Below are 24,499 nucleotides of genomic sequence, written 5' to 3' on the forward strand. Positions count from 1 at the left end.
GTGTCTTAACCTTGCCGGGCTCCGGCATCTTCATCAATGTTGGAGAGTGCCGAGAAGCCTGATTCGTTGCGCCGCGCGTCGTCGTTACTGACCCAGCGCAGCAACTGGCCGTCCGGGTTGGCGCGGTTGACCGTGGCGCAGGCCGAAATGCACTGGCCGCACTGGGTACAGGCGAACATCCAGCGTTTGACGTTGCGCGGTTTGAGGCGCATCGGACAGACGGCGTCGCATGCACTGCCGGTCGGTGAGGCAAATTCGTTGCCGCTGTCGCGCCGGGCCTGCCGGGCGAGCACCGTATGGCCGGCGCTGCTGGCACCCTGCTGGCACCTGGCGCAATCGGTCAGGCGCTGGCGGTCGAAGCCGACAACCATGGCCTTCTTGTTCTCCATCCAGGCGAAGCTCTGGAAAATGCCGATGGCGCAGCCGTAGCGGCAGAAGAGGTGGCGGGCGAGGAGAAATTCGAGGCTGAGCACCGTTGTTGCGGCGGCCAGGAAAATCACTTCCTTGGGGTAGATGGTTAAGGTGACAAGGCCGTGGTAGACCTGAAACGGTGGCATCAGGTAGGTCAGGCCGACCAGCGCCCAGGCGAAGGCGAAACCGATGGCAGCCGGAACGACGAGCAACCAGTAACGTCCGTCGCGCTTGGCCGGTGTGCCGTCCGGCTCCCACGGCGGGGTCTGCTTCTGGTCCCAGAGCGAATGCTTGCCGCTGGCGATCAGCATCAGGCGGTTGATCGTCTCGACCACGGAAAAATGCGGACACAGCCAGCCGCAGTAGAGGCGGCCCCATTTCCAGGCGATGCCGATGATCAGTGCCCCGGTTCCGAGGACGGGCAGGAAGAGGTAGAGAATGAGGTTGGCGATGGCCGTGCTGGCATCGCCGGTTCCGGCCATCAGTTCGTCAATGCCGAGGTGCCACGGATAGGTCAGGAAGTAGGCGTGGCGTTCGGTCAGGTCGTAACGGAAGAGATCGAAGATGGGCGTCACGGCAAACAGCGTGAAAAACCCCATCTGGGCGAACAGGCGATAACGCTGCAAGATGGGCTTGTTCATGCTTGTGGGGCGTCGAGCGCCGGGCCGATTAGCGGGAAACGCCACATCTGCCCGTTCATTGCCTTGATCAGCGCGTACATGCCCAGCAGCACCAGCGTCGAGTGGATGCAGGTGAAGTAGAGGATCAGCGCTACCCAGGTCCATTCCCAGGCCAGACCACCGAGGTCGATGATAAGGCCGGACAGCGTGACAATGAGGAGGCCGCCGATCAGGCTGACCAGGGTGGTTTGCCTGAGGTGCTGACGGGCGAGTGGTGGGGCGCTGTCCTTGTGTTTGAACCACAGGCCGACGAGGAGCAGAAAGCCGATCCCCGGCAAAACCAGCAGGTTGATCAGATAAATGGCTTCGGCGAGGACGGCCAGATTTTGCCCGGCCTTTTCTTCCGCAAAGCCAAAATTATCGTCCGAAAGTGGCATTGACGATTTCCATCAGGGCTTCGACCGTCTCTTCGTCGTCGGTCAGACTTTCGACCAGGGCGGCGCGGCAGGCGGCAGAGACATCGAAGCCGGACTTGATCAGGGTGGCGGCGTAAACCAGCAGGCGGGTGCTGGCGACTTCTTCCAGGTCGCGGTCCTTGAGGGCGCGGAATGCTTTGGCGATGCTGACCAGTCGCTTGGCGAGATCAAGGTCGCAGCCGGTTTCACCAAGCAGGATGGAGATTTCGCGTTCGGCCCCGGGAAAGTCGAAGCGCATCGATACGAAGCGCTGGCGGGTTGACGGCTTGAGACCCTTGAGCAGGTTCTGGTAGCCGGGGTTGTAGGATACGACGAGCATGAAACCCGGTGGTGCTTCGAGGATTTCGCCGGTACGGTCGATGGGCAGGATGCGCCGGTCGTCGGCCAGCGGGTGGAGGACCACCGTGGTGTCCTTGCGGGCCTCGACCACTTCGTCGAGGTAGCATATGCCGCCTTCGCGCACGGCGCGGGTCAGCGGTCCATCCGACCAGTAGGTGCCCTTGTCGGAAATCAGGTGGCGGCCGACCAGATCGGCGGCGGTCAGGTCGTCGTGGCAGGCGACGGTATAGAGCGGCAGCTTGAGGCGTGCCGCCATGTGCGAGACGAAGCGCGTCTTGCCGCAGCCGGTTGGCCCTTTGATGAGCAAGGGCAGGCGTTGCTGGAAAGCGTGTTCGAAGAGTGCAATTTCGTTGCCGGAGGGTTCGTAGAAAGGCAGTTCGGTCATTTGAGAGACATCCAGTAAGCAAGCAGAATCAGGGACGAAACGAGAATAAGCCAGCCTTCGAGCAGCACCCGCCAGATCAGCGGCGCGGTGCGCAATTCCATGAAGTCGAGGATAACCAGGCGGCCCTTGACGAAGGCGATGGTCAGCATGGCGACGATGGCCCAGGTGCCGGCCGCGCCGACTTCGCCGAGATACCAGGTGATGCCGGTGGCGACGAGAAGAACGAGCCAGGCGCGGTGGGCGGCATTTTTCAGGGCAGCCAGCATCAGCGCATCACATACACGAGGGGGAAGAGGACGATCCACAGCAGATCAACCATGTGCCAGTAGGCGGCGCCGCTTTCCAGTCCGTGTGCGTTGTGCGCGCCATAGGCGCCATTGCGGGCCTGGAACCAGAGAATGGCGAGGATCACCATGCCGAGGATGACATGCATGAAGTGGAAGAAGGTCAGCGAGATATAGAACATGTAAAAGGTGTTGGTCGACATCGAAATGCCGGCACCGAATTTTTCGGCATATTCGAATACCTTGACGATCAGGAAGCCGCCGCCGCACACAAAGCCAAACAGGATGTTGCGCGGCACCGCCTTGATGTCATCGCGATGCGCAGCTTGCACCGCGCGGACGACGAACCACGAACCGGTGATCAGCAATACTGTATTGAGCGCCCCTGCATTGCGGTCGAGCGTCTGCTGATAGAGGTTGAATAACTCGACGTTTCTGGCCCGGGAAAAGGCATAGGCGGCAAAGAACACGGCAAAGGCGAGCAACTCGGCGAGGATGAAGAACCAGATGGCCAGGTCGCCAGGCAGGCGTTTGATGGCGGGCGGGACGACAAGCGTGTTCATGCGCTGGATAATAGCGAGCGTCGGGCATGACTAACTTGATCTGCCCTAAGAAGCTGGCCCATGGCTGCGGTTCTCAAAGAAATATTTGAGGTGCTATCTGGCCGGCGATCAATGCTCTATCTCCAGAAACAGGGTGCCTCATGTTCTACATCGTCGATAGCGACAAATCTTTCTACGAAGCCACCACGGATCTCGTCCCGGTCATTCAGCGCCTGGGTCTCAATGTGCTGCACATTCATGATCTGGGCGGCATGCTCGATAGCAGGGACATCGAATTCGACGACGAATGTCAGGTCTTCGAGGTGGGGAATCCGCGGTTGGTCGAGAAAGTGCTGGCCATCGACCGGCGCTTGAGCCTGGCGCTGCCGTGGCGGATTTCGGTGTATACCGAGGACGGTATTACGAAGATTGCGTTGGCGCGGCCGGGGCCGGTTCTGGCCGCGCTGTCGTCGGCGGTCGGGGTGGAACGTCTGGCCCACGAGCTGGAGGAAAAGCTTATCCAGGTTGTCGACGAGACGCGCTAGGCTGACGTAAAAAAGGCGCGGTTCGTGCGAACCGCGCCTTGGTGTGCTCATGAAGCGACTTACCGATCAGGCAGCTTTCTCTTCATCGCCACCGACAAAGAAACTGACGATGTAGACAACGAGACCGATCAGGAAGGCAAGGCCGGCCCATTCACGCATCCAGTAGAACAGCGCGATCTTCTCCTGCGCCACCATGAAGGGCAGCGGAGTGTCGGATACGCGTTGCAGCCAGACTTGCAGGATGCCTGCAGCGGTCAGGAACAGGGTGATGAAGACGATGGCCACGGTCATCAGCCAGAACGACCACATTTCCAGCACTTGCGACTTGTTGCTGTTGGCAGCACGGCCGCGCAGGATGGGCATGGCGTAGGAGATCATCATCAGGTTGACCATGGCGTAGGCACCATAGAAAGCCATGTGGCCGTGAGCGGCGGTGATCTGCGTACCGTGCGTGTAGTAGTTGACCGGCGCCAGGGTATGCAGGAAGCCCCACACGCCTGCGCCGAGGAAGGCCATCACGCCGGTGCCCAGCGCCCACAGCACGGCAGCCTTGTTCGGATGCTCGCGGCGGCGACGGTTCACCATATTGAAGGCAAACACGGTCATGGCGAAGAACGGAATCGGCTCCAGTGCGGAGAAGATGGAACCCCACCACTGCCAGTATTCCGGCGTGCCGATCCAGAAGTAGTGGTGACCCGTACCAATGATGCCGGTGATCAGCGTCAGGGTGACGATGACGTACAGCCACTTTTCGATGACTTCACGGTCAACACCGGTCGTCTTGATCAGCACGAAAGCCAGGAAGGAACCGAGGATCAGTTCCCACACGCCTTCCACCCAGAGGTGCACCGTCCACCACCAGAAGAACTTGTCGAGAACGACGTTCGCCGGGTTGTAGAAAGAGAACAGGAAGAAGACGGCCAAGCCCCACAGACCAATCAGCAGCACCAGCGAAATGGCGGTCTTCTTGCCCTTCAGCACCGTCATGGTGATGTTGAACAGAAAGACGAGCGCCACGATGACGATACCGACCTTGGTCGGCAGCGGCTGTTCAAGGAACTCGCGGCCCATTGTTTCGAGGATGTTGTTACCGGTCAGTTCAGCCAGCGTGGCGTAAGGTACCGCCAGATAGCCGACGATCGTGGCAGCGCCAGCAACCAGGAAGATCCAGAACATGAGCAGGGCCAGTTTCGGGCTGAACAGTTCGGTTTCGGATTCTTCCGGGATCAGGAAGTAGGCGCCACCCATGAAGCCGAAGAGCAGCCACACGATGAGCAGGTTGGTGTGGACCATGCGGGCCACGTTGAAGGGTATGGCGGGGAACAGGAAGTCGCCGAGCACATACTGCAGGCCAAGAATCAGGCCGAACAGGATCTGACCGACAAACAGGCCGATAGCCGCGATGAAGTAGGGTTTTGCAACCGCTTGGGATTTGTATTGCATGTTCAGTTCTCCTCTCGATCAGCCCTGGCTGTTAGGCGGCCAGTTGTTGGTGTTGATCGAATTGACGTGCTTAAGGAAGGCCACGATGGCATTCAGTTGCTCGTCATTGAAGTTGAACTGCGGCATGCTGCGGCGACCCGGGATGCCTTCTTTCGGACGGCTCTGGATGAACGCCTTGGTGCCTTCTTCGCCGTAGCGAACGATGACGTTACCCAGTTCCGGTGCAAAATAGGCACCTTCACCCAGCAGGGTGTGGCAGCCGATGCAGTTGTTGGTTTCCCAGAGCTTCTTGCCCTCGGCGATCTGCGGCGTCATATTGGCCCGCATGTCGCGTTTGGGTAGTTGCGAGAGTGTGTCGAATGACAGCGCAAGGAACAACAGGAAGAAGAAAACCGTCCCCCCGTAAAATATGTTCCGCGCCATCGATTTGGTGAAAGCGCCACTCATTGTTTTTCCCCCTTTCGGAAATTGTTTGGCCGACGGATGGTAGTTCCCGCCTCCATGGGCAATCTTTGATGCCCGCTAAAAAAGGGGAATTAGCTGAAACAACGGCGAGGGTGGCGTCGGCGGTATACTCTGGCTTCCTCAAGTTGAAAGCATTTCATGGCCTCATCCAGCGACAACGCCAGCATGGCGCTCTTCTGCGACTTCGAAAACGTCGCCCTCGGCGTCCGTGATGCCCAGTATGACAAGTTCGACATCCGCCCGGTGCTTGAGCGCCTGCTCGCCAAGGGCAGCATCGTCGTCAAGAAGGCCTATTGCGATTGGGATCGTTACAAGGCCTTCAAGGCGGCCATGCACGAAGCCAATTTCGAACTCATCGAAATCCCCCATGTCCGCCAGTCCGGCAAGAACTCGGCCGACATCCGCATGGTCGTCGATGCACTCGACCTCTGCTACACCAAGGCCCATGTCGATACCTTCGTGATCATCAGCGGCGACTCCGATTTTTCGCCGCTCGTCTCCAAGCTGCGTGAAAACGCCAAGAAGGTGATCGGCGTTGGCGTCAAGCAGTCGTGTTCGGACCTGCTGGTGACCAATTGCGACGAATTCATCTATTACGACGACCTTGTCCGCGACCGCGAAACCCGCAGCAACTCGCGGCGTGACCGCGAAGCGCCGAAGCGTTCGCCGGAAGAAGAGGCCAAGCGCAGCCAGAAGCAGGAAGAGCGCAAGAGCAAGGCGGTGGATATCGTCGCGGCGACCTTTGTCGACCTCATGGCCGATCGTGGCGAGAGCGAGCGGATCTGGGCTTCGGTCCTCAAGGAAGTGGTCAAGCGCCGTAACCCCGGTTTCAATGAAAGCTATTACGGCTTCCGGACCTTCGGCAATCTGCTCGAAGAGGCGGCCAGCCGTGGCCTGCTCGGCTTTGGTCGGGACGACAAGGGAGCCTATGTCTTCCGCGGGCAGGTTCGACCGACTTCTGGCGAGATCGAGTCGGTTGCCGAGTTGCCGACTGTCCTGGCGGAAACGACCAGTGAGCCAACGGCTGATGCCCGACCCGAGGCTGATCAGGAGGCGAAAGTCGAGTCGCGTCCCGGTGAAACGGAAGCGTCTGGCGGCTCGCGTCGTCGTGGTGGGCGTCGCTCGCGGAGCGGCAAGGAACGTTCGGCCACCGAGTCGCCTGAGCAGTTGCCGGTAGCTGCCAGCGAACCGGTGCTGGTCGTCAGCGAAAGCCCGGTCGAACCCGTTGCGAGCAATGTGACGCCGGCTGAAAAGTCCGAAGGCCAGCCGCGCCGTGGTGCTCGTCGTCCGCGTCAGGCAGCAGCGGCAAAGGATGCTGCTCCGCTGGTGGTCGAGGTACAGCCGGTAGAAGTGGCGGTTGAATCCAAGCCCGCCAAGCCCAAGCGCCCATCGCGTCCGCGCAAGGCCAAAGTGGTGTCCGAGGCGTCGGAAGACTAAATGATGACGGGGCCGGAACCGGCCCCGTTTGCCTCAGATGACCGCCAGCAGTTTCTCGCGCAGGCCTTCAGCCTCGCGCTTGCCTTCACGCGACATGACAATGGCGTGATACCACTCGTCGTACATGGCGCGCAGGTCAGCGTGACTTTTCGCCTGTTCGAGCCGGTCGAGCAGTGAACTGTTGCCAAGGGCACCGCAAAAGGCATTGAGCGTATTGGTCATGAAGTTGCGTGCCTTTTGCAGGCGGATCGGGTCGTGCTCGGCTGGCAATTCGCCGAAGGCGGCAACCGGCGCCAGCGGCACCGTGGCAGCAACCGGTTTGCCAGCCGCATTGATGATGCTGGTCAGCTCGATATAGCCTTCTTCTTCCAGCATGCCCAGCGTGTGTTGCAAATCGTCCGATTGCAGCATGCCGCGCAATTCATCGACGGTTCTTTTCCCGTCGACGAAAATCAGCACCCGCCGCACGCGGGGTGACAGACCGCCTGACTTCGTGGTGATTTCGTCGTGGCCCTTGGGGGTCTTGGCGAAAACAGCGCCCATGGTTTGTCTCCATTATTGTGCAAATATTTGTCAGGCATTCTACACAAAGAAAAACCCGCCGAGCGGCGGGTTTTCATGGGGGCCGATAAAAGGCTTATCAGGCGGCAGCCTGGACCGGAATCTTGTGGCCGCGACGGACGATGCTGTTCTGCGAATCGACGTAGATCAGATCGGGTTCGTGACGGGCCAGTTCGACCTCGTTATAGACGGCGAAGGTGGCGATGATCAGGATGTCACCCGGCGCCGCACGGCGAGCAGCCGAGCCATTTACGGAAATGACGCCCGATCCGCGTTCGGCGCGGATGGCGTAAGTGGTGAAACGCTCGCCATTGTTAACGTTCCAGATGTCGATCTGTTCGTATTCCTTGATGTTTGCCGCTTCAAGCAGGTCTTCATCGATGGCGCAGGAACCCTCGTAGTGCAGGTCGGCATGGGTTGCCGTGACGCGGTGCAACTTGGATTTCAGCATTGTTCTCTGCATGGTTTCACTCATCCAGAAGGTTGGGGGAAGCGAATTGTAGCCGCAATCTATCGGCTGTCAACCGCCGTAATTATGGATGACCCGCTTGCGTCAAATCTCAATGTTATCAATGAGCCGCGTTGAACCAAGGCGACTGGCCGCAAGCACCACCAGCGGGGCATTTGCGCCGGAGGGAGGGGACAGGTCTGACTGTTGTCGCACCGCAACATAATCGGTCTGCCAGCCGGCACGGTTTAACTCGGCGGTGGCCATTTTTTCCAGATCGGTATGTTTCGTTTCGCCAGCCTGGATGCGGGTGCGGATTTCCTGAAGCAGGCGATAGAGGCGCGGCGCCTCGGCACGGTCTGCCGTGCTCAGGTAGCCGTTGCGCGAGGAGAGGGCGAGGCCATCCTCGGCGCGCACCGTTTCGCCGCCGACGATAGTGATCGGCAAGGCCAGCTGGCGCGTCATGTTGCGGATGACCATGAGCTGCTGATAGTCCTTCTTGCCAAATACGGCGGCTTGCGGCTGGACGATGTTGAAGAGCTTGAGGACAACCGTGGCGACCCCGCGGAAGTGGCCGGGACGGAACTCGCCATCAAGAATGTTCTGGATGGCTGGCGGCTCGACTGTGTATTCCTGAGGTTCCGGGTAAAGATCGGCCTCGGTCGGGGCGAACAGCACGTCAACGCCGGCCGTGGCAAGCTTGTCGCAGTCGGCCTGGAAAGTCCGCGGATATTTGTCGAAGTCCTCGTTCGGGCCGAATTGCAGGCGATTGACAAAAATTGACGCAACGACCGTATCCCCATGGGCGCGGGCCTGTTCCATGAGGCTGATGTGGCCGGCGTGGAGGTTACCCATGGTCGGCACAAAAACGACGCGACCACGGTTCTTCAGCGCCGTGCGCAGATCGGCGATGGCAGAATGGATTTGCATGATGATTTAAGCGGAGTAAGTGTGTTCGGGGCCGGGATAGCTGCCATCCTTGACGGCGGCAACTGCCTGGCAGGCGGCATCGTGAATGCTGCTGGCACCGGCCATGAAATTCTTGACGAACTTGGCCTTCTTGCCTGGCGGGATGTCGAAGGCATCGTGCAGGACCATGACCTGGCCGGAGCAATCCTTGCCGGCGCCGATGCCGATGGTGATGATGTGCAGGCTAGCCGTCACTTCGGCAGCGAGGGCAGCGGGAATGGCTTCGAGGACGATCATCGTGGCCCCGGCATTCTGCAGGGCCAGGGCATCATCCTTGAGGCGCTGGGCGGCGGCGTCGCCCTTGCCCTGCACCTTGTAACCGCCGAGGGCGTGCACCGACTGCGGCGTCAGGCCGACGTGACCGCACACCGGGATGCCACGGCTGACCAGGAAACTCACTGTCGCGGCCATTTCCTTGCCGCCTTCGAGCTTGACCATCTGGGCGCCCGCCGCCATCAGCGTGACGGCATTGCGGAAGGCTTGTTCCGGCGATTCCTGATAGCTGCCGAAAGGCATGTCGGCAATGATGAAGGGGTGGTCGCAGCCGCGCTTGACGCAGGCGGTGTGATAAGCGATGTCGGCAACGGTAACCGGCAGGGTCGTGTCGTGGCCCTGGATGACATTGCCCAGCGAGTCGCCAATCAGGATCGAGTCAACGCCGGCGCCATCCAGCAGACGGGCAAAGCTGGCGTCGTAGCAGGTGAACATGACGACCTTCTCGCTGCTGGCATAGAGCTTGGCGAGATCAGCCTGGGTCAGGCGGCGGGTAATGGTTTGAGCTGACATGGTGGGTTTACGCCCTGAAGACGAAATAGACGGCGCCTAGGATACACAGAGCCGCCCACAAGTAGTCAAGCTTCATCGGCTGGTTCATGTAAAAGACAACGAAAGGGACAAACACGGCGAGCGTGATGACTTCCTGCAGGATCTTTAGCTGGCCGAGGTCAAGCTCGCTATTGCCGATCCGGTTGGCGGGAACCTGCAGCAGATATTCGAAGAGGGCGATGCCCCATGAAACAAGGGCGGCAATCCACCAGGGCTTGTCGCTGAGGTTCTTGAGATGGGCATACCAGGCGAAAGTCATGAAAACGTTCGACAGGGCGAGCAGCGTCACCGTCTGCCAGATCACGGAGATGTGCAGGCCGAAGACGGTCACAGCTTCACAAAATCCTGATTGGCGACGGCCGGCAGCCAGGCGGCGACGGTGCCGCGCCCCGGGATGGACAGGTGCGGGGCGATTTCAGCCAGCGGGCAGAGCACGAAGGCGCGCAGATGCAGGCGGGGATGCGGCAGGGTCAGGCGCGGCAGCTCGAGAAATTGGTCGTCGTAGAGCAGCAGGTCGAGATCGAGCGTGCGCGGCCCGTTCTTGTCGGCGCGGATGCGGCCAAAGCGCAGTTCGATGTCAAACAGGGCATCGAGCAAGGCTTCAGGCGCCAGCGTCGTTTCCAGTTGGGCGACGGCATTGATGAAGGCCGGCTGTTCGGTAATCCCGACCGGAGCCGTGCGGTACAGCGATGAGCTGTGAACGATGCGGCTTTCCGACAGGTTGGACAGGGCCGCAAAGGCGGCGCGCACGGTGGCTGCCGGGTCACCCAGATTGGCACCCAGCGCGACAAAGGCGGTGTTCATTCCGGGCTGCTGTCCTGGTTGCCGGCATTGGCCGGCTTTTTCTTGCGGCGGCGGCGCTTTTTGTCGCCTGCCTGCTCGGGCATCAGCATTTCGGCACGTTCCTCGCCATCGACGCGCTGGAAGCGGGTCCACCAGTCGGCCAGTTCCATGTCGATTTCGCCGGATTCGGCGCGGAGCACGAGAAAATCGTAACCGGCGCGGAAGCGCGGCTGTTCGAGCAGGGCGTAGGGGCGTTTGCCAGCGCGTGCATCGAAGCGCGGCTGCAGGGCCCAGATGTCCTTGATGTCGCCGGCAATGCGGCGCGTAATGGCGAGCTTTTCGCCCTGTACGTCAATGACCGTATCCATCGCCTGATAGAGCGCCGGAATCTTTGCCTCGCCCTTGGCCTTGAGTTTTTCCCAATGGGCCAGCACTTCGTGCCAGAGCAGGGTGGCAAAGAGGAAGCCGGGTGAGACGCCTTTTTCCTGGCGGATGCGGTCGTCGGTGTTCTTGAGCGAGAGCATGACGAACTTCTCGCCCATCGGCTGCTCGAGGATGACGTCAAGCAGCGGCAGGAGGCCGTGGTGCAGGCCTTCGTCGCGCAACTGGGTGATGCACTTGACGGAATGCCCGGAGGTCAGCAGCTTGAGCATTTCGTCGAAAAGGCGGGCGGCCGGCACGTTTTCGAGGAGGCCGGCCATTTCCCGGATCGGTTTCTTCGCTTCCGGGTCGATCATCAGGCCGAGCTTGGCGGCAAGGCGGACGGCGCGCAGCATGCGCACCGGATCTTCGCGATAGCGGGTGCGCGGTTCGCCGATCATGCGCAGGGTTTTCTGTTTGAGATCGCCGACGCCGTGGTGATAGTCGATGACCGCTTCGGTGGCCGGGTCGTAATACAGGGCATTGGCCGTGAAATCGCGGCGCGCCGCATCGTCGGCATGGCTGCCAAAAACATTGTCGTGGAGGACGCGGCCGTGTTCGTCGGTCTTCGTCTTCTCGTCGAGCATGCCGCGGAAGGTGGTGACCTCCAGCGTTTCCTGGCCCATCATGACATGCACGATCTGGAAGCGGCGACCGATGATGCGCGAGCGGCGGAAAGCACGACGAACCTCTTCTGGCGTGGCGTCGGTGGCGATATCGAAATCCTTGGGCTCGGCGCCGATCAGCAGGTCGCGCACGGCACCGCCGACGACATAGGCCTTGAAGCCGTGGCCCTGCAGGGTTTCGCAGACGCGCCGGCTGCCGCTGCTAATGCGGTCGCGGGTAATGCCGTGGCTGGAGACGGGAATGACGGCCGGTTCGTGCTTGCTGGCCTGGGGCTTCTTGCCGCTGAAAACGCGGGAAATGAATTTGCGGATCACGTATTACCGATAGAAAAGGAAAAATAGGGGACAGACCCCAATTTCCGCACTACAGGAAATTGGGGTCTGTCCCCTGTTTTCTTCGTGCGGTAAAGAGTGGATTCTACCGCAAAGTAATGATTTTCCAGCCCATTTCACTAGCGTGGGCACGCAGCTTATCGTCCGGATCGACTGCTACGGGTGTCCTGACCTTGCCCATCAGCGGCAGATCGTTGTGCGAGTCGCTGTAGAAAAAGCTGTCGGCGAAGCTGCCCCACCACAGGCCGAGCGATTCGAGCCAGGCTTCGACGCGCTCGATCTTGCCGTCGCGGAAGGCCGGGGTTCCCTGCGGGCCGCCAGAAAAGGTGCCGGTTTTGACGTCCACCGCCGGGACCGTGCCGATCAGGTGCGGAATGCCGAAGTTGCGGGCGATTGGGCCGGTGACGAAGCTGTTGGTGGCGGTGACAATGGCGCACAGATCGCCGGTGTCAAGGTGCTGCTTGACCAGTGCCTGTGCGGCTTGGCCGATGATCGGCAGAATGTGATGTGCCATGTATTCGCGGTGCCAGGCATCGAGTTCGGCACGCCGGTGGCGGGTCAGCGGGGCCAACTGAAAGGCGAGAAATTCATGGATGTCGAGGGTGCCGGCCTTGTACTGCTCGTAGAACTGGATGTTCTTCGCTTCCTGCACTTCGCGGTCGACGACGCCCTTGCTGATCAGGAATTGCGCCCATTCAAAGTCGGAGTCGCCGGTGAGTAGCGTGTTGTCGAGGTCAAAAAGGGCGAGATTCATGCGTTGGCTTCCTGGTTGAGCAGTTCGCGCAGCAGCGGCAGGGTGACGGCGCGCTTCTGCTCCAGCGTGTATTGGTCGAGAGCGACGATGATCGACGACAGCGTGCGCATGTCGCGTGGGGCGTGGCGCATCAGGTAGTCGATCAGTTCCGGCGTCAGCTTGAGGGCGCGCTCTTTGGCGTGGGCGGCGAGGGCGGCGGCCTTTTCGTCATCGGAGAGCGGTTGCAGGCGGCAGATCAGACCGGAGCCGAGGCGAGTGCGCAGGTCTTCGCGCAGGGCCAGATGAGCCGGCGGCTGGCTGGTTGCAGTCAATAACATGCCACCCGCCATTTTCAGCCGGTTGAAGTGGTTGAACAGCGCGATCTGGCCGGTGTCGTCGAGTCTTTCAGCGTGATCGATGGCCAGTTGGTCGGCTGGAGGGGCGCTTTTGAGCGCTGGATCGAGGCCGGCATCGACATAGGTAAAGCCGCTTGCCTGAAGCAGGTGGGAGCACCCGGAGCCGGCTTCGCCCCAAAGGCAGAACGATGTATCGGCGCGCGTCCCGGCCAGCCATTCGGTGAACAGGGCCAGCGTCTCCGCGTTGCCGCCGGTGACGAAGTTATCCAGCGTAGGCGGGCTTTCGGGCAGCAGGTCGAGAATCAGCTGGCGCATCGGGAGACGGGAATGAAACAGGGGCCGCGATTTTAGCATTTGTCCCGGGGGCAACGCGGCATTAAGGCTCCGCTGCCGCTCGGTATCGCGGTCGGTGGCTGGCGCCGACCAGTTTTTCTGGCCAGCGCGTCAGCGCCCTATACGGCGGCGCGCTTGAGAATGACGGCCAGTTGTGGGTAATAGCCAGCGCAGCTGCTGCGGATCTGGCGTTCCATCTGCAGGCATTCCAGGGTGTTTTGGGCGGCCGGGGACTGGCTCAGCAGGTCGGGAAAGGCTTCTTTTGCATCAAGGACTGAAAAGATGGTGGTCAGGAGCCGGGCGCATGCCTGGTAATAAGCGGGATCGAGTCGGGCGAAGCGGGCGCCGCTGTCGCAGGTGTCCAGGTAGGCCGCCGCAGTCGCAGCCGTCGTGGCAAGGGAACTGATCTGGGTTTGGCTTAAGTAGGACATGGTGCATCTCCTTGGGTGACTCGCTGCGGAATTCTGCTTCCGTAAGTGAGTTAACGGCCGGAAATGCTTGAGGTTGAGCGATTTAACGCGCTGTAACACTTATGTACACAGCGCGTACAAAGGCGGCCTACTGCCAGCTGATCAGCCCGTAGTTTTTCTTGCCCCGGCGCAGGATGGTGAAGCGACCATAGAGGCGCTCTCCATCGGCGATCTGATGATCGAGCGCCTCGGCCTTGGCGCCGTTGATGGCGATGCTGCCACTCTGGATGAAGGTCCGGGCTTCCGATTTCGACTTGGCCAGGCTGGCGGCGACCAGGGCATCGATCAGGCTGCCGTTGGCGGATTCCAGGCTGACGCCGGGCATGCCGTCCTGGGCCAGTTGTTCAAGGTCGTTTTCGGTCAGGTTCTCGAGTTGACCGGAGAACAGGGCTTCGGTGATGCGTCGGGCGGCCATCAGGGCGACTTCGCCGTGCACCAGGCGGGTTGCCTCTTCGGCCAGGATGCGCTGGGCTTCCGGCTTGCCGCCGCTGGCTTGGTCGGCTACCTCGATCTCGGCGATACGGCTGACCGGGAGGAAGGTGAAGTAGCGCAGGAACTTGTAGACATCGGCGTCGCTGGTGTTGAGCCAGAACTGGTAGAAGGCGTAGGGCGAGGTCTTTTTAGGGTCGAGCCAGATGGCACCCGACTCGGTCTTGCCGAACTTGGTGCCATCCGCCTTGGTGATCAGGGGCAGGGTCAGGCCATAGACCTGCTTCTGGTGCAGGCGGCGCGTCAGGTCGGTGCCGGCGACAATGTTGCCCCACTGGTCGGAACCGCCAATCTGCAGGATGCAGCCGTGACGCTTGTAAAGCTCTGCGAAGTCATAGCCCTGAAGGAGGCTGTAAGAAAACTCGGTGTAGGAGATGCCCTGGTCTTCACGGGTCAGGCGCTGCTGGACGGATTCCTTCTTGATCATGGCATTGACCGAAAAGTGCTTGCCGATGTCGCGCAGGAATTCCAGGCAGTTCATGCCGCCGAACCAGTCGTAATTGTTGGCCATGATGGCCGCGTTGGCGCCGTCAAAGTTCAGGAAAGGGGCAACCTGGCCGCGAATCTTGTCCACCCAGGTGGCGATCACGTCCGGCGTATTGAGCTTGCGCTCGGTCGCCTTGAAGCTCGGGTCGCCGATCATGCCGGTGGCGCCGCCGACCAGCGCAATCGGCTTGTGGCCGGCTTCCTGGAAGCGCTTGAGGATGAGCACCGGCACCAGGTGGCCGAGGTGCAGGCTGTCTGCTGTCGGGTCGAAACCGCAATACAGGGTCACCGACTCCTCGGTCAGCAGCTTGTCGAGCGCCTGGGCGTCGGTGATCTGGGCGATCAGGCCGCGATCCTGCAAATCCTGGATGAGGGGGGACTGGTACATTGCAATTTCTCCACGGGGCGGGTGCCGGCTAAGTCGTTGGCCGACACCATGAATTCGAACCCGCGATTTTAGCAGAGCGGGGGATTGTCTCCGCAGCCTGCATGCGATTTTGCCGAGTCCCGGGTCAAGGGGCTGTGGGCCTAGGGAATACGCTGACCGGCCGGCCGGTTAGGGGAGCGTGCCGGTTTCGGGTAAAATCCCGTTTTTTTCCAGCGGCTATTCGCCGCTCCTTGGCGCGCTAAAGACCATGACCCAGAACACTTCCCTCTCCTACCGTGATGCCGGCGTCGATATCGATGCGGGCGATGCCCTTGTCGAACGTATCAAGCCGCTTGCCCGCAAGACCCTGCGCGAAGGCGTGCTCGGCGGTATCGGCGGTTTTGGTGCGCTGTTCGAAGTGCCGAAGCGTTACAAGGAGCCGGTGCTGGTGTCCGGTACCGATGGCGTTGGCACCAAGCTCCGTCTGGCCTTTGATCTGAACCGTCACGACACGGTCGGCCAGGATCTGGTCGCCATGAGCGTCAACGACATTCTGGTGCTCGGTGCCGAATCGCTGTTCTTCCTCGATTATTTTGCCTGCGGCAAGCTCGATGTCGATACCGCGGCTTCGGTGGTCGGCGGCATTGCCAAGGGTTGCGAACTGGCCGGCTGTGCGCTGATCGGTGGCGAGACGGCTGAAATGCCGGGCATGTACCCGGCGGGTGAATACGATCTGGCCGGCTTTGCCGTCGGTGTCGTCGAGAAGTCGAAAGCCATCGACGGAAAGTCGATTGCCCCGGGTGACGTCGTCCTTGGCCTGGCCTCTTCCGGCGCGCATTCCAACGGTTACTCGCTGGTCCGCAAGATCATCGAGCGTTCCAACCCTGACATGAACGCCAAGTTTGACGGTGAGCGCACCCTGGCCGATGTCGTCATGGCGCCGACCCGCATCTACGTCAAGCAAGTGCTGGCGACCATGGAAAAGGTGAACATCAAGGGCATGGCCCATATCACCGGCGGCGGCCTGCTTGAAAACGTGCCGCGCGTGTTGCCGGAAAATACCGTGGCCGAACTGGAAAAGGCTGCCTGGCCGCGTCCCAAGCTGTTCGACTGGATGCAGGCCGAAGGCAATGTTGCGGAAAACGAAATGCACCGTGTCTTCAACTGCGGTATCGGTTTGGTTGTCGTCGTTGCCGCCGCTGATGCCGATGCCGCCATGGCCGAACTCAAGGCGCAGGGCGAAGCGGTCTATCGCATCGGCAAGATCCGGGCGCGTTCGGGTGACGAAGCGCAGACGCTGGTTGTCTAAATGGCAGTGGCGGGTCGCGGCAATTGTCTGCGGCCTGTTCCTGTTGAATGTCTGGTCGCCCGTCTGGGCGGCCGGCAAGAAGCCGCCGCATAAGGCGGCGCATGCCAAACATGGCAAAAAGCAGGCGCGGACTGCCGCGCGCGAGCTGCCGCCAGTGCCGGAGTTCGGGCCGGCTGACCTGCTTGAAGATGGTGTCCCCGGTCTGCGTGGCGATGCCAGTTTCTACGGTAAAAAATTTCAGGGACGCAAGACGTCTACCGGTGAGCGTTTCGATGCCCGGCAGTTCACTGCCGCCAGCAACCGATTCCCGCTGGGTACCATGCTCGCCGTCAGGCGCATGGACAATGACCGTTGTGCCATCGTCAAGGTCAACGACCGGATGCATCCCAAGCACCGCAAGCGCGTCATCGATGTGTCGCGCAGCGTCGCCGAATACCTCGGGATGATTCGTGCCGGTGTTGTTTTCGTTAGCGTTGCCCCCTTAAAGGACGGTCAGCGGGAACGCGATACCGCGGCTTGCCAGTCGGCTTTCGAACCAGAGCCGGAATGTCTGTCCTGTGGTCAGCTGCCTGTGCTTCGGGAGATCTGGCCAGCCAGCGGGGGCTGATTTTTTCCTGAAATTTCAGCCGCTTCGTTACAATTCGGGACTTTACTGACTGTGTGGTCAGTCTGACTATTTGCCGATACCCATGAATAAAAACACCCGCTTCGGAATCATCGCCATCGCAATCGCCGGCATGGCCGGCCTAGGCTACTACGCCTACACGGCCAATCGGGCACCGGCTGCTGCCGGACCGGCCCCTGCTGCCAGCGGGGCGCCAGCCAGCTTCCCGACGTCGGTGGAAGTGGCTCGGGTGACGGCCAGCGATTTTGTCGATGACGTGGCAGCCGTTGGTACCCTGAAGTCGAATGAGTCGGTCGTTCTCCGGCCGGAAGTTTCCGGCCGTGTGGCCGTGATCGGTTTCAAGGATGGCGCCATCGTGGCCAAAGGTACCGTTCTGGTGGTGCTTGATGCGGCGATCCAGGAGGCGGAACTGGCGCAGGCCAAAAGCAGTTATGACCGTAATGTCGAACTGGTCGGCAAGAAGTTCCTCAGTCAGCAGGCGCTCGACAGCTCCGCTGCCACCTTGAAAGTGCAGGAAGCGGCGGTCCAGCTGGCCGAGGCGAAGGCTGCCAAGATGCGGATCAAGGCACCGTTTGCCGGCATGGTCGGTCTGCGCAATGTGAGCGTTGGCGATTACCTGAAGGATGGTCAGGATCTGATCAATATCGAGGATGTCGCCACCCTGCGTGTCGATTTCAAGCTGCCGGAAAATTATCTCGGTCGCGTCAGCAAGGGCCAGGCTGTCGAGGTGGTGACCGATGCCTTGCCCAGCGAACGTTTCAAGGCCGTGCTCGACGCCATTGATCCGATGGTCGACCAGAATGGCCGTTCGATTTCCACCCGTGCCCGACTCGATAACGCCAAGGGTAAATTGCGGCCCGGCATGTTTGTCCGGGTTCGCGTTCTGTTTGGCGAGCGTAAGGCGGTGCTGATGGTGCCCGAGCAGGCGATCGTCACGGGGGGGCAGCCAGCTGTATTCAAGGTGGCCGAGGGTAAGGCAAACCTGGTCAAGGTCAAGCTGGGGGTCCGTCGGGCCGCTCAGGTCGAGGTGCTTGAGGGGTTGGTCGAGGGTGACATTGTGGTTACGGCTGGACAGTTGAAGCTGCGCGAAGGCGCCGCCGTGCGTCCGGTTGGAGAGGGTGCGCCGGCTGCGGCCCCGGCCACCGCAGCAGCGCCGGCCACCAACGCAACCCCGGCGGGGGCAAGCAGCACGGCGGCCGGCAAATGAAGATTTCCGACCTGTGCATCAAGCGGCCGGTCTTCGCGACCGTGCTGTCGCTTGTCATCATGCTGCTCGGCATCGTCTCCTATACCCGCTTGCCGGTACGCGAATACCCGAAGATCGACGAGCCGGTGGTTACCGTTGGCACGACGTATCGTGGTGCTTCGGCCGAGATCATCGAGTCGCAGGTGACCAAGCCGCTCGAGGATTCGCTGGCTGGTATCGAAGGTGTGGAAGTGATTACTTCCATTTCGCGGGCCGAGAACAGCCAGATTTCGGTGCGTTTCAAGCTGGAGCGCGCCCCGGATTCGGCCGCCTCGGATGTTCGTGACCGGGTTTCCCGAGTCCGCAACAAATTGCCGGATGCGGTCGACGAGCCGGTCATCGCCAAGGTTGAGGCCGACGCCAACCCGGTGATCTGGATTGCCTTTTCCTCCGACAAACATTCAGCGCTGGAGGTGACCGATTTCGCCACGCGCATCGTCAAGCCGCGCCTGCAGACCCTGCCCGGGGCGGCCGATGTTCGGGTCTTTGGCGATCGCAAGTTCGCCATGCGCATCTGGCTCGACAAACAACGTCTGGCGGCTTATCAGCTGACCCCGGCCGATGTCGAGGATGCGCTGCGCAAACAGAATATCGAAGTGCCGGCCGGTCGTATCGAAAGCCGTGACCGGGAATTCTCGGTCGTCGCCAATACCGACTTGAAGACGCCTGAGGAGTTCGGTGCTGTCGTGGTCAAGACCATCAACGGCTATCCGGTCCACATCCGTGATCTCGGTCGGGTTGCCATAGGTGCCGCCGATGAACGCAGTTCGGTACGTTTCAAGGGCAAATCGGCGGTGGCGCTTGGTGTCATCAAGCAGGCGACGGCCAATCCGCTTGAATTATCCAAGGCCTTGCGCGCAGACTTGCCCAAGATCAAGAGTGAACTGCCGGAAGGCATGAGTGCCGACCTGTCTTACGATTCCTCGGTCTTTATCGACCGTTCGATCGAATCGGTGTTCAAGACCATCGGCGAGGCGATCCTGCTCGTGCTGGCGATCATTTTCTTCTTCCTGCGCAATTTCCGGGCGACGCTGATTCCGCTCGTCACCATCCCGGTGTCGCTGGTCGGTGCCTTCGGCATCATGTTCGCGCTTGGCTTCACCATCAACACCCTGACCCTGCTTGCCCTGGTGCTGGCTATTGGCCTCGTCGTCGATGACGCCATTGTCGTTCTCGAAAATATCTACCGCCACATCGAGGAAGGCATGCCGCGTATGCAGGCCGCCTTGCAGGGGTCGAAGGAAATCGGTTTTGCCGTCGTCGCCATGACCCTAACCCTGGCTGCCGTGTACGCACCGGTCGCCTTCATGACGGGCCGCATCGGCAAACTGTTCATCGAATTCGCCTTGACCCTGGCCGGGGCTGTACTCGTCTCCGGATTCGTTGCCTTGACCCTGTCGCCGATGATGTGCTCGGTGCTGCTCAAGCACGAAGAGAAACATGGCAAGGCCTTCATGCTGGTCGAAGGGTTCCTCAACTGGCTTAACGATGGCTATAAGAAGGTGCTGACCGCCTCACTCAACCGTCGCTGGATCGTTCTCGTCGGTTTCCTTGTTGTCGCGGCCTCCTGCGGCATCCTGCTCAAGGCGTTGAAGTCGGAACTGGCCCCCATCGAGGATCGCGGCATCATTTTCGGGATGTTCATCGCACCTGAGGGGGCAACCCTCGATTACACCGAAAAATACGCCCGCCAGATCGAATCGATCTACAGCCAGACCAAGGATGCCGAGCGTTACTTTGTTGTGGCCGGGAATCCGACGGTTAGCCAGGGTGTATCCATTCTTGGTTTGACCGACTGGAAGGAGCGCAGTCGTCGTTCGCCCGATATCGCCAAGGAACTGTTTCCCAAGTTTGCCGGTATCCCCGGTGTCATGGCCTTCCCGGTGACGCCGCCATCGCTTGGCCAGAGCCCGCGTGAACGGCCGGTCAATTTTGTCATCGTCACTGCTGCCCCCTACCAGGAATTGCAGAAGGTGACCAACCAGTTCCTGGGCGAACTGGCCAAGAATCCATCGCTGACCAATATCGACACCGATCTCAAGCTCAACAAGCCAGAGCTGTCGGTTGACGTCAATCGTGACAAGGCTGCCGACATGGGCGTGCCGATCGAGACCATCGGCCGGACTCTGGAAACCTTCCTCGGCGGCCGCCAGGTCACCCGCTTCAAGCGTGATGGCGAACAATACGATGTGATCGTCCAGGTTGCCGATGTCGAACGGCGGAACCCCAACGACATCCGCGACATTTACGTGCGCGGCCGCGATGGCGGCATGATTTCGCTGGAGAATCTGGTTTCGGTCCGCGAAACGATCAGCCCGCGCGAACTCAACCACTTCGGCCAGCGCCGTGCCGTGACCATTACCGCCAACCTCGCACCGGGCTACACGCTGGGTGAGGCGCTGACCTACATGGACGGGGTCGCCAACCAGATTCTCAAGCCCGGCTACGCCGTCGATTACAACGGCCAGTCGCGTGAGTTCCGCCAATCGTCGTCATCGCTGGCCTTCACCTTCGGCCTCGCCCTGGCCTTCATCTATCTTGTGCTGGCGGCCCAGTTCGAGAGTTTTCGCGACCCTTTCATCATCATGTTGACCGTGCCCCTGTCGATGGCCGGTGCCCTGCTCGCCCTGTGGTTGAGCGGCGGTACGCTGAACGTCTATAGCCAGATCGGCCTGGTCACCCTGGTCGGCCTGATTACCAAGCACGGCATCCTGATTGTCGAATTCGCCAACCAGTTGCAGGAAAAAGGTGTGGCCCTGAAAGAGTCGGTGATCGAGTCGGCTACCCTGCGTCTGCGGCCCATCCTGATGACCACAGGGGCCATGGTCCTCGGTGCCGTGCCGCTGGCTTTGGCGAGCGGGGCCGGGGCAGAGTCACGGCAGCAGATTGGCTGGGTAATCGTTGGCGGCCTGCTGCTCGGTACCTTCTTTACCCTGTTTGTCGTGCCCACCGTTTATTCGCTGCTTGCCGCCCGCAAGGAGGCGGTGGTTGCGGAGACCGCCTAAGGGGCGATGAATGCCTCGACCCGACGGGCGATTTTTTCGCCCATCAGGGGGTCGAGGCAGTCGAAATTCTCGGCTTCAAACGAGTTGGTCAGCCAGGTGATCTGGCGCTTGGCCAGTTGACGCGTGGCGAAGATGCCACGGTCGCGCAGTTCCTTGCGGGGCAGGGTGCCATCCTGCGCTTCCCAGGTTTGGCGATAGCCAACGCAACGCATCGAGGGCAGATCGAGGCTGAGAGTGTATTTCTGGCGCAGCATGCGCACCTCGTCATCGAGCCCGGCCAGCAGCATTTCGTCGAAACGACGCGCAATACGCTCATGCAGGACAGCGCGGTCGGACGGCAGCAGACCAACGGATAGTAAATCGTAGGGTGGCTTCTGCTTTTCGCTCTCGGCCAGCAGCTCGGACATCGGTCGGCCGGTCAACCGGCAAATTTCCAGCGCCCGTTGCAGGCGCTGGCTGTCGGTGGTGTGCAAGCGGGCGGCGGTAGCCGGGTCGAGCAGGGCTAGCTTGGCATGCATCGCCGGCCAGCCGTGGCTGGCCGCTTCGGCATCGATCTCGGCACGCAGGGCAGCATCGGCTTGCGGCAGATCGGCCAGGCCGTGCAGCAAGGCCCGGAAATAAAGCATGGTTCCGCCGACCAGCACAGGCACTTTGCCGGCCGCCGTGATGGTGGCCATTGCGGCCAGCGCGTCGCTGCGGAAGCGGGCGGCCGAATAGCTTTCTTCTGGCGAAATCAGGTCGATCAGGCGGTGCGGATAGCGGGCCAGGGTTTCCCGGTCCGGCTTGGCGGTGCCGACATCCATGTCGCGAAAGACCTGGGCTGAGTCAACGCTGATCAACTCGACCGGAAGGCGGTCGGCCAGCGCCATGGCAACCGCTGTCTTGCCCGAGGCGGTCGGGCCCATGATCAGGATGGCGGGTGGCAGGCGAGGGGCATTCATGGCGGCGAATGCTATCACGCAGCAGCAAGACCCGGACGCGTTGGTCAATTTGACGAATATAATGTTCCTGTTGAATCGGCAACGCCGGGCATGGCTGCCCATCGGCCGATACCTAACTATCAGGGGCTGGCTTCATGTTCGGTTTTATCAAACGCATGCTGGGGCTTGGCGGTGGCAAGTCCTCCACCGCAACGGCAGAGCGTCCTTCCGCGCTGGTTCAGCCGGCCGCAGTGCCGGCCAAGGCGCCACCCTTTCCCGGCCGCTCCGCGCCACCGGTGGTTTTGCAGCGCGACGAAATCATCGACGCCAAGACGCGTATTGCCGGCTACCGTTTTTCCGCCCGTCGTCCCGATGCGGCCGAAAAGCCCGATCCTGCCTCGACCCTCGATGTATTGGCAGCCAATAACGTGGCCGGCTTTGCCGAACGGCGTATGGCCCTGATTCCCCTGAGCGTTGCCGATTGGCAGCGGCAGGATTACACCCCGCTGATCGGACCCCACACCACGTTTCTTTTTGCCCTTCCCGATAACGAGGCGCTGGCCGATGGCTGGGGCGAAGTGGCCGCGGCGATCCATCAGGCGGGGGCGAAAATTGCATTGGCCGGTGGCGATATCCTGACTCACCGCGCTGCGATCCTCGCACACGCCGATTGCCTGCTGCTCGATTTTTCGGCCTTCTCCCTCGCTACCCTCGAGAAATTGATCAACTCCCTGCGTCAGGAAAAGCCGGCGCTTGAGTTCATGGCCGAAAAGGTCAGCAAGTGGCCGGAGTATCGCTACTGTGTGTCGCGTGGCATGGCCTATTGCCTCGGCTCATTTACCACCGAGCAAGATGAAGAGCAGCAAGTGACGGAAATCGGCGAGAGCCGCCTGATCCTCATCGAAATGCTCAATCAGTTGCGCAAGGAGGCCGAACTGGCCGATATTGCCCAGGTCGCCAAGCGCGATCCGGGAGTTCTGGTCAAACTGATGTCGATGGCCAATTCGCCGATAATGGGCCTGACCCAGAAAGTGGCGAGCATTGATCAGGCGATCATGGTGCTCGGTCGGGAACGCCTCTACCGCTGGCTCTCCATCGGGATGTTCCGGGCCGGTGCGGCCTCGCCGCGCGACGAGGTCCTGCTCGAACTGGCCCTGGCGCGGGCCCGATTTCTTGAAGCATTGGGGCAGGAAAAATACAACAAGGCCGAATGCGACGAACTCTTCCTGCTCGGGCTTCTTTCCCTGCTCGACATCCTGCTCGGAGTGCCGATGCGCACGGTGGTCGACAAGATCAGTCTGTCACCGGCTCTGCTCGATGCCTTGCTCAACAGCGGCGGCCCGCTGGCGCGTTACCTGATGCTGTCGGTCGCCGTCGAAAAGGGACATGTCGAGAATGTCTCCCGTCTGGCCGAACAGCTTGGGTATTCGCTCGACACCGTTAAAGCGGCCTCGCTCGAAGCCCTGGGCTGGGCCGAAGAGTCGGTGCATCTCTCCGAGTAATCGCCTAGTGCAGCAGATTCGCTTCAAAAGTCGATTCGGCCTGGTCGGGAAAGTGGTACTGGGCAAAGACCCGTTGCAGTTCGGCTGAACGCAGGCCAGGGTTGGCGATGAAGCTGATGCCGATACGCTGCCCCTGCTTGACCAGCGTCGTGAAGGCATAGTGCCATTCGCGAGCTTCCTCGAGACGCTCAATCACTTCGCGCTCCTTGCTGATGGCGACGCCAGCACTTTTGAGCGATTCGATGAACAGGGTGGATTCGGTATTCGGGTTGTGGATCATGATTTCTCCGCAGGGTTTGTGGTGCTATGCCTGCTTAACGATCCTGTCGACGTTTGCGCTGACGACGGTTGTGTAGCAACGTGTAACGCTGTTTGACGCCGGCTGTTTCCGAGGCGTCAGTCCTCGTCCTCGTAGCCGTGTTCCGCTTCCAGCTCCTGGGTGAATTGGGCGGCCAGTGCGGCCCGGCCAGCCCGGGTCTCGATCCGCTGCAGCAGGCGCTCGAAGCTTTCGTCGTCGATATCGCCCGAGGCGCGATTGACCGACAGGACATAGATCAGGAAATCGATGTTTTCGCCATCCTCGCCGCTGCCCGGTGCATTGCCAAGGGCTGAAGCCAGTGCATTGGCCAGCGAGTTGGCCTGACCTTTCGGGGGCGGCGGTGGAACGTCGCGATGGGCAGCCTGAATGATGCGGATCATGTCCGGGTGGTCTGCCGGGAGAATCTGTTCCATGGTGTGCAGGTTTC

At 60.9% G+C, this 24,499-nt stretch carries 28 protein-coding genes; 7 read left to right on the forward strand and 21 right to left on the reverse strand.

Translation table 11 applies throughout. The features are described from left to right. Positions 1–5 precede the first annotated feature (5 nt). From HYN24_RS04060 to HYN24_RS04080, 5 genes are read right to left on the reverse strand one after another with little or no spacing between them, the layout of a single operon-like run. Positions 6–1,052, reverse strand: a complete 1,047-nt coding sequence (locus tag HYN24_RS04060) for a 4Fe-4S binding protein (RefSeq protein ID WP_117608072.1) — start codon at positions 1,050–1,052, stop codon at positions 6–8. Continuing rightward, complete coding sequence (locus HYN24_RS04065; protein ID WP_117608073.1) at positions 1,049–1,468, reverse strand: hypothetical protein; 420 nt, start codon at positions 1,466–1,468, stop codon at positions 1,049–1,051. The genes HYN24_RS04060 and HYN24_RS04065 overlap by 4 nt, the downstream gene beginning before the upstream one ends. After that, positions 1,449–2,231 (reverse strand): CbbQ/NirQ/NorQ/GpvN family protein, encoded by a 783-nt coding sequence (locus tag HYN24_RS04070; RefSeq protein ID WP_117608074.1) that lies wholly within the window; start codon positions 2,229–2,231, stop codon positions 1,449–1,451. Before HYN24_RS04070 ends, HYN24_RS04065 begins: the two co-directional genes overlap by 20 nt. Then, complete coding sequence (locus HYN24_RS04075) at positions 2,228–2,497, reverse strand: cytochrome C oxidase subunit IV family protein (protein ID WP_117608075.1); 270 nt, start codon at positions 2,495–2,497, stop codon at positions 2,228–2,230. Before HYN24_RS04075 ends, HYN24_RS04070 begins: the two co-directional genes overlap by 4 nt. Further along, positions 2,497–3,078 (reverse strand): cytochrome c oxidase subunit 3 family protein, encoded by a 582-nt coding sequence (locus HYN24_RS04080; protein WP_117608076.1) that lies wholly within the window; start codon positions 3,076–3,078, stop codon positions 2,497–2,499. The genes HYN24_RS04075 and HYN24_RS04080 overlap by 1 nt, the downstream gene beginning before the upstream one ends. 140 nt (positions 3,079–3,218) lie before the next feature. Between HYN24_RS04080 and HYN24_RS04085 the strand changes: the two genes are divergently transcribed. Continuing rightward, complete coding sequence (locus HYN24_RS04085; RefSeq protein WP_117608077.1) at positions 3,219–3,602, forward strand: DUF302 domain-containing protein; 384 nt, start codon at positions 3,219–3,221, stop codon at positions 3,600–3,602. 66 nt (positions 3,603–3,668) lie between these two features. On the opposite strand, the gene HYN24_RS04090 is transcribed toward HYN24_RS04085, so the two are convergent. Both HYN24_RS04090 and HYN24_RS04095 read right to left on the reverse strand, forming a co-directional pair. Next, on the reverse strand, positions 3,669–5,045 hold the full coding sequence (locus tag HYN24_RS04090) for a cbb3-type cytochrome c oxidase subunit I (RefSeq protein ID WP_117608078.1): 1,377 nt from the start codon (positions 5,043–5,045) through the stop codon (positions 3,669–3,671). Positions 5,046–5,063: 18 nt separating this feature from the next. Beyond that, the gene (locus HYN24_RS04095) at positions 5,064–5,492 is read right to left on the reverse strand and encodes a cytochrome c (RefSeq protein ID WP_117608079.1); all 429 of its coding nucleotides are present in this window, start codon (positions 5,490–5,492) and stop codon (positions 5,064–5,066) included. A 156-nt stretch (positions 5,493–5,648) separates the two neighbouring features. Here HYN24_RS04095 and HYN24_RS04100 point away from each other — a divergent pair, with 156 nt between their 5' ends. Then, positions 5,649–6,947 (forward strand): NYN domain-containing protein, encoded by a 1,299-nt coding sequence (locus HYN24_RS04100; RefSeq protein ID WP_117608080.1) that lies wholly within the window; start codon positions 5,649–5,651, stop codon positions 6,945–6,947. A 33-nt stretch (positions 6,948–6,980) separates the two neighbouring features. Here HYN24_RS04100 and HYN24_RS04105 read toward each other — a convergent pair whose 3' ends face one another. The 11 genes from HYN24_RS04105 to tyrS form a co-directional block, all read right to left on the reverse strand. Next, on the reverse strand, positions 6,981–7,490 hold the full coding sequence (locus HYN24_RS04105; RefSeq protein ID WP_117608081.1) for a hypothetical protein: 510 nt from the start codon (positions 7,488–7,490) through the stop codon (positions 6,981–6,983). A 97-nt stretch (positions 7,491–7,587) separates the two neighbouring features. Next, positions 7,588–7,971 (reverse strand): aspartate 1-decarboxylase, encoded by a 384-nt coding sequence (panD, locus tag HYN24_RS04110; protein WP_117610192.1) that lies wholly within the window; start codon positions 7,969–7,971, stop codon positions 7,588–7,590. 90 nt (positions 7,972–8,061) lie between these two features. Continuing rightward, positions 8,062–8,886 (reverse strand): pantoate--beta-alanine ligase, encoded by an 825-nt coding sequence (gene panC / locus HYN24_RS04115; RefSeq protein WP_117608082.1) that lies wholly within the window; start codon positions 8,884–8,886, stop codon positions 8,062–8,064. Between the two features lie 6 nt (positions 8,887–8,892). After that, positions 8,893–9,711, reverse strand: a complete 819-nt coding sequence (panB, locus tag HYN24_RS04120; protein ID WP_117608083.1) for a 3-methyl-2-oxobutanoate hydroxymethyltransferase — start codon at positions 9,709–9,711, stop codon at positions 8,893–8,895. A 7-nt stretch (positions 9,712–9,718) separates the two neighbouring features. Next, positions 9,719–10,081 (reverse strand): DMT family protein, encoded by a 363-nt coding sequence (locus tag HYN24_RS04125; protein ID WP_205421435.1) that lies wholly within the window; start codon positions 10,079–10,081, stop codon positions 9,719–9,721. Continuing rightward, complete coding sequence (gene folK, locus HYN24_RS04130) at positions 10,078–10,554, reverse strand: 2-amino-4-hydroxy-6-hydroxymethyldihydropteridine diphosphokinase (RefSeq protein WP_117608084.1); 477 nt, start codon at positions 10,552–10,554, stop codon at positions 10,078–10,080. The genes HYN24_RS04125 and folK overlap by 4 nt, the downstream gene beginning before the upstream one ends. Next, on the reverse strand, positions 10,551–11,894 hold the full coding sequence (gene pcnB, locus HYN24_RS04135; RefSeq protein WP_117608085.1) for a polynucleotide adenylyltransferase PcnB: 1,344 nt from the start codon (positions 11,892–11,894) through the stop codon (positions 10,551–10,553). Before pcnB ends, folK begins: the two co-directional genes overlap by 4 nt. A gap of 103 nt (positions 11,895–11,997) precedes the next feature. Further along, positions 11,998–12,666: an HAD family phosphatase gene (locus HYN24_RS04140; protein WP_117608086.1), complete on the reverse strand. Its 669-nt coding sequence runs from the start codon at positions 12,664–12,666 to the stop codon at positions 11,998–12,000. Beyond that, the gene (gene hda / locus HYN24_RS04145; RefSeq protein WP_240327729.1) at positions 12,663–13,316 is read right to left on the reverse strand and encodes a DnaA regulatory inactivator Hda; all 654 of its coding nucleotides are present in this window, start codon (positions 13,314–13,316) and stop codon (positions 12,663–12,665) included. Before hda ends, HYN24_RS04140 begins: the two co-directional genes overlap by 4 nt. A gap of 137 nt (positions 13,317–13,453) precedes the next feature. Continuing rightward, positions 13,454–13,765 carry a hypothetical protein gene (locus HYN24_RS04150; protein ID WP_117608088.1) on the reverse strand — a complete coding sequence of 104 codons (312 nt, stop codon included), beginning with the start codon at positions 13,763–13,765 and terminating at the stop codon, positions 13,454–13,456. A 127-nt stretch (positions 13,766–13,892) separates the two neighbouring features. After that, on the reverse strand, positions 13,893–15,167 hold the full coding sequence (gene tyrS / locus HYN24_RS04155; protein ID WP_117608089.1) for a tyrosine--tRNA ligase: 1,275 nt from the start codon (positions 15,165–15,167) through the stop codon (positions 13,893–13,895). A gap of 247 nt (positions 15,168–15,414) precedes the next feature. On the opposite strand from tyrS, the gene purM reads away from it, so the two are divergent. From purM to HYN24_RS04175, 4 genes are all read left to right on the forward strand, one after another. Beyond that, positions 15,415–16,455: a phosphoribosylformylglycinamidine cyclo-ligase gene (gene purM / locus HYN24_RS04160; protein ID WP_117610194.1), complete on the forward strand. Its 1,041-nt coding sequence runs from the start codon at positions 15,415–15,417 to the stop codon at positions 16,453–16,455. Next, the gene (locus tag HYN24_RS04165; protein WP_162888585.1) at positions 16,448–17,062 is read left to right on the forward strand and encodes a septal ring lytic transglycosylase RlpA family protein; all 615 of its coding nucleotides are present in this window, start codon (positions 16,448–16,450) and stop codon (positions 17,060–17,062) included. The genes purM and HYN24_RS04165 overlap by 8 nt, the downstream gene beginning before the upstream one ends. An 82-nt stretch (positions 17,063–17,144) precedes the next feature. Further along, on the forward strand, positions 17,145–18,287 hold the full coding sequence (locus HYN24_RS04170; protein ID WP_117608091.1) for an efflux RND transporter periplasmic adaptor subunit: 1,143 nt from the start codon (positions 17,145–17,147) through the stop codon (positions 18,285–18,287). After that, positions 18,284–21,331, forward strand: a complete 3,048-nt coding sequence (locus HYN24_RS04175; protein ID WP_117608092.1) for an efflux RND transporter permease subunit — start codon at positions 18,284–18,286, stop codon at positions 21,329–21,331. The genes HYN24_RS04170 and HYN24_RS04175 overlap by 4 nt, the downstream gene beginning before the upstream one ends. Here HYN24_RS04175 and miaA read toward each other — a convergent pair. Further along, positions 21,328–22,272, reverse strand: coding sequence for a tRNA (adenosine(37)-N6)-dimethylallyltransferase MiaA (miaA, locus tag HYN24_RS04180; protein WP_117608093.1), 945 nt, complete (start codon positions 22,270–22,272; stop codon positions 21,328–21,330). The genes HYN24_RS04175 and miaA overlap by 4 nt on opposite strands. A gap of 134 nt (positions 22,273–22,406) precedes the next feature. Here miaA and HYN24_RS04185 point away from each other — a divergent pair, with 134 nt between their 5' ends. Continuing rightward, a complete protein-coding gene (locus tag HYN24_RS04185) occupies positions 22,407–23,753 on the forward strand; it encodes an EAL and HDOD domain-containing protein (RefSeq protein WP_117608094.1) in 1,347 nt (448 codons plus the stop codon). Positions 23,754–23,757: 4 nt separating this feature from the next. Here HYN24_RS04185 and HYN24_RS04190 read toward each other — a convergent pair whose 3' ends face one another. Both HYN24_RS04190 and HYN24_RS04195 read right to left on the reverse strand, forming a co-directional pair. Then, positions 23,758–24,033 carry a hypothetical protein gene (locus tag HYN24_RS04190; protein WP_117608095.1) on the reverse strand — a complete coding sequence of 92 codons (276 nt, stop codon included), beginning with the start codon at positions 24,031–24,033 and terminating at the stop codon, positions 23,758–23,760. A 116-nt stretch (positions 24,034–24,149) separates the two neighbouring features. Next, positions 24,150–24,485, reverse strand: coding sequence for a hypothetical protein (locus HYN24_RS04195; RefSeq protein WP_117608096.1), 336 nt, complete (start codon positions 24,483–24,485; stop codon positions 24,150–24,152). Positions 24,486–24,499 lie beyond the last annotated feature (14 nt).

Origin of the sequence: Dechloromonas sp. HYN0024, from assembly GCF_003441615.1 — a bacterium.
Lineage (GTDB): Bacteria > Pseudomonadota > Gammaproteobacteria > Burkholderiales > Rhodocyclaceae > Azonexus.

Excerpts from the sequence above, each read along its gene's own strand:
- HYN24_RS04060 (WP_117608072.1), bottom strand. The coding sequence starts at position 1,052 with ATGAACAAGCCCATCTTGCAGCGTTATCGCCTGTTCGCCCAGATGGGG.
- HYN24_RS04065 (WP_117608073.1), bottom strand. The coding sequence starts at position 1,468 with ATGCCACTTTCGGACGATAATTTTGGCTTTGCGGAAGAAAAGGCCGGG.
- HYN24_RS04070 (WP_117608074.1), bottom strand. The coding sequence starts at position 2,231 with ATGACCGAACTGCCTTTCTACGAACCCTCCGGCAACGAAATTGCACTC.
- HYN24_RS04075 (WP_117608075.1), bottom strand. The coding sequence starts at position 2,497 with ATGCTGGCTGCCCTGAAAAATGCCGCCCACCGCGCCTGGCTCGTTCTT.
- HYN24_RS04080 (WP_117608076.1), bottom strand. The coding sequence starts at position 3,078 with ATGAACACGCTTGTCGTCCCGCCCGCCATCAAACGCCTGCCTGGCGAC.
- HYN24_RS04085 (WP_117608077.1), top strand. The coding sequence starts at position 3,219 with ATGTTCTACATCGTCGATAGCGACAAATCTTTCTACGAAGCCACCACG.
- HYN24_RS04090 (WP_117608078.1), bottom strand. The coding sequence starts at position 5,045 with ATGCAATACAAATCCCAAGCGGTTGCAAAACCCTACTTCATCGCGGCT.
- HYN24_RS04095 (WP_117608079.1), bottom strand. The coding sequence starts at position 5,492 with ATGAGTGGCGCTTTCACCAAATCGATGGCGCGGAACATATTTTACGGG.
- HYN24_RS04100 (WP_117608080.1), top strand. The coding sequence starts at position 5,649 with ATGGCCTCATCCAGCGACAACGCCAGCATGGCGCTCTTCTGCGACTTC.
- HYN24_RS04105 (WP_117608081.1), bottom strand. The coding sequence starts at position 7,490 with ATGGGCGCTGTTTTCGCCAAGACCCCCAAGGGCCACGACGAAATCACC.
- panD (WP_117610192.1), bottom strand. The coding sequence starts at position 7,971 with ATGCAGAGAACAATGCTGAAATCCAAGTTGCACCGCGTCACGGCAACC.
- panC (WP_117608082.1), bottom strand. The coding sequence starts at position 8,886 with ATGCAAATCCATTCTGCCATCGCCGATCTGCGCACGGCGCTGAAGAAC.
- panB (WP_117608083.1), bottom strand. The coding sequence starts at position 9,711 with ATGTCAGCTCAAACCATTACCCGCCGCCTGACCCAGGCTGATCTCGCC.
- folK (WP_117608084.1), bottom strand. The coding sequence starts at position 10,554 with ATGAACACCGCCTTTGTCGCGCTGGGTGCCAATCTGGGTGACCCGGCA.
- HYN24_RS04140 (WP_117608086.1), bottom strand. The coding sequence starts at position 12,666 with ATGAATCTCGCCCTTTTTGACCTCGACAACACGCTACTCACCGGCGAC.
- hda (WP_240327729.1), bottom strand. The coding sequence starts at position 13,316 with ATGCGCCAGCTGATTCTCGACCTGCTGCCCGAAAGCCCGCCTACGCTG.
- HYN24_RS04150 (WP_117608088.1), bottom strand. The coding sequence starts at position 13,765 with ATGTCCTACTTAAGCCAAACCCAGATCAGTTCCCTTGCCACGACGGCT.
- tyrS (WP_117608089.1), bottom strand. The coding sequence starts at position 15,167 with ATGTACCAGTCCCCCCTCATCCAGGATTTGCAGGATCGCGGCCTGATC.
- purM (WP_117610194.1), top strand. The coding sequence starts at position 15,415 with ATGACCCAGAACACTTCCCTCTCCTACCGTGATGCCGGCGTCGATATC.
- HYN24_RS04170 (WP_117608091.1), top strand. The coding sequence starts at position 17,145 with ATGAATAAAAACACCCGCTTCGGAATCATCGCCATCGCAATCGCCGGC.
- HYN24_RS04175 (WP_117608092.1), top strand. The coding sequence starts at position 18,284 with ATGAAGATTTCCGACCTGTGCATCAAGCGGCCGGTCTTCGCGACCGTG.
- miaA (WP_117608093.1), bottom strand. The coding sequence starts at position 22,272 with ATGAATGCCCCTCGCCTGCCACCCGCCATCCTGATCATGGGCCCGACC.
- HYN24_RS04185 (WP_117608094.1), top strand. The coding sequence starts at position 22,407 with ATGTTCGGTTTTATCAAACGCATGCTGGGGCTTGGCGGTGGCAAGTCC.
- HYN24_RS04190 (WP_117608095.1), bottom strand. The coding sequence starts at position 24,033 with ATGATCCACAACCCGAATACCGAATCCACCCTGTTCATCGAATCGCTC.
- HYN24_RS04195 (WP_117608096.1), bottom strand. The coding sequence starts at position 24,485 with ATGGAACAGATTCTCCCGGCAGACCACCCGGACATGATCCGCATCATT.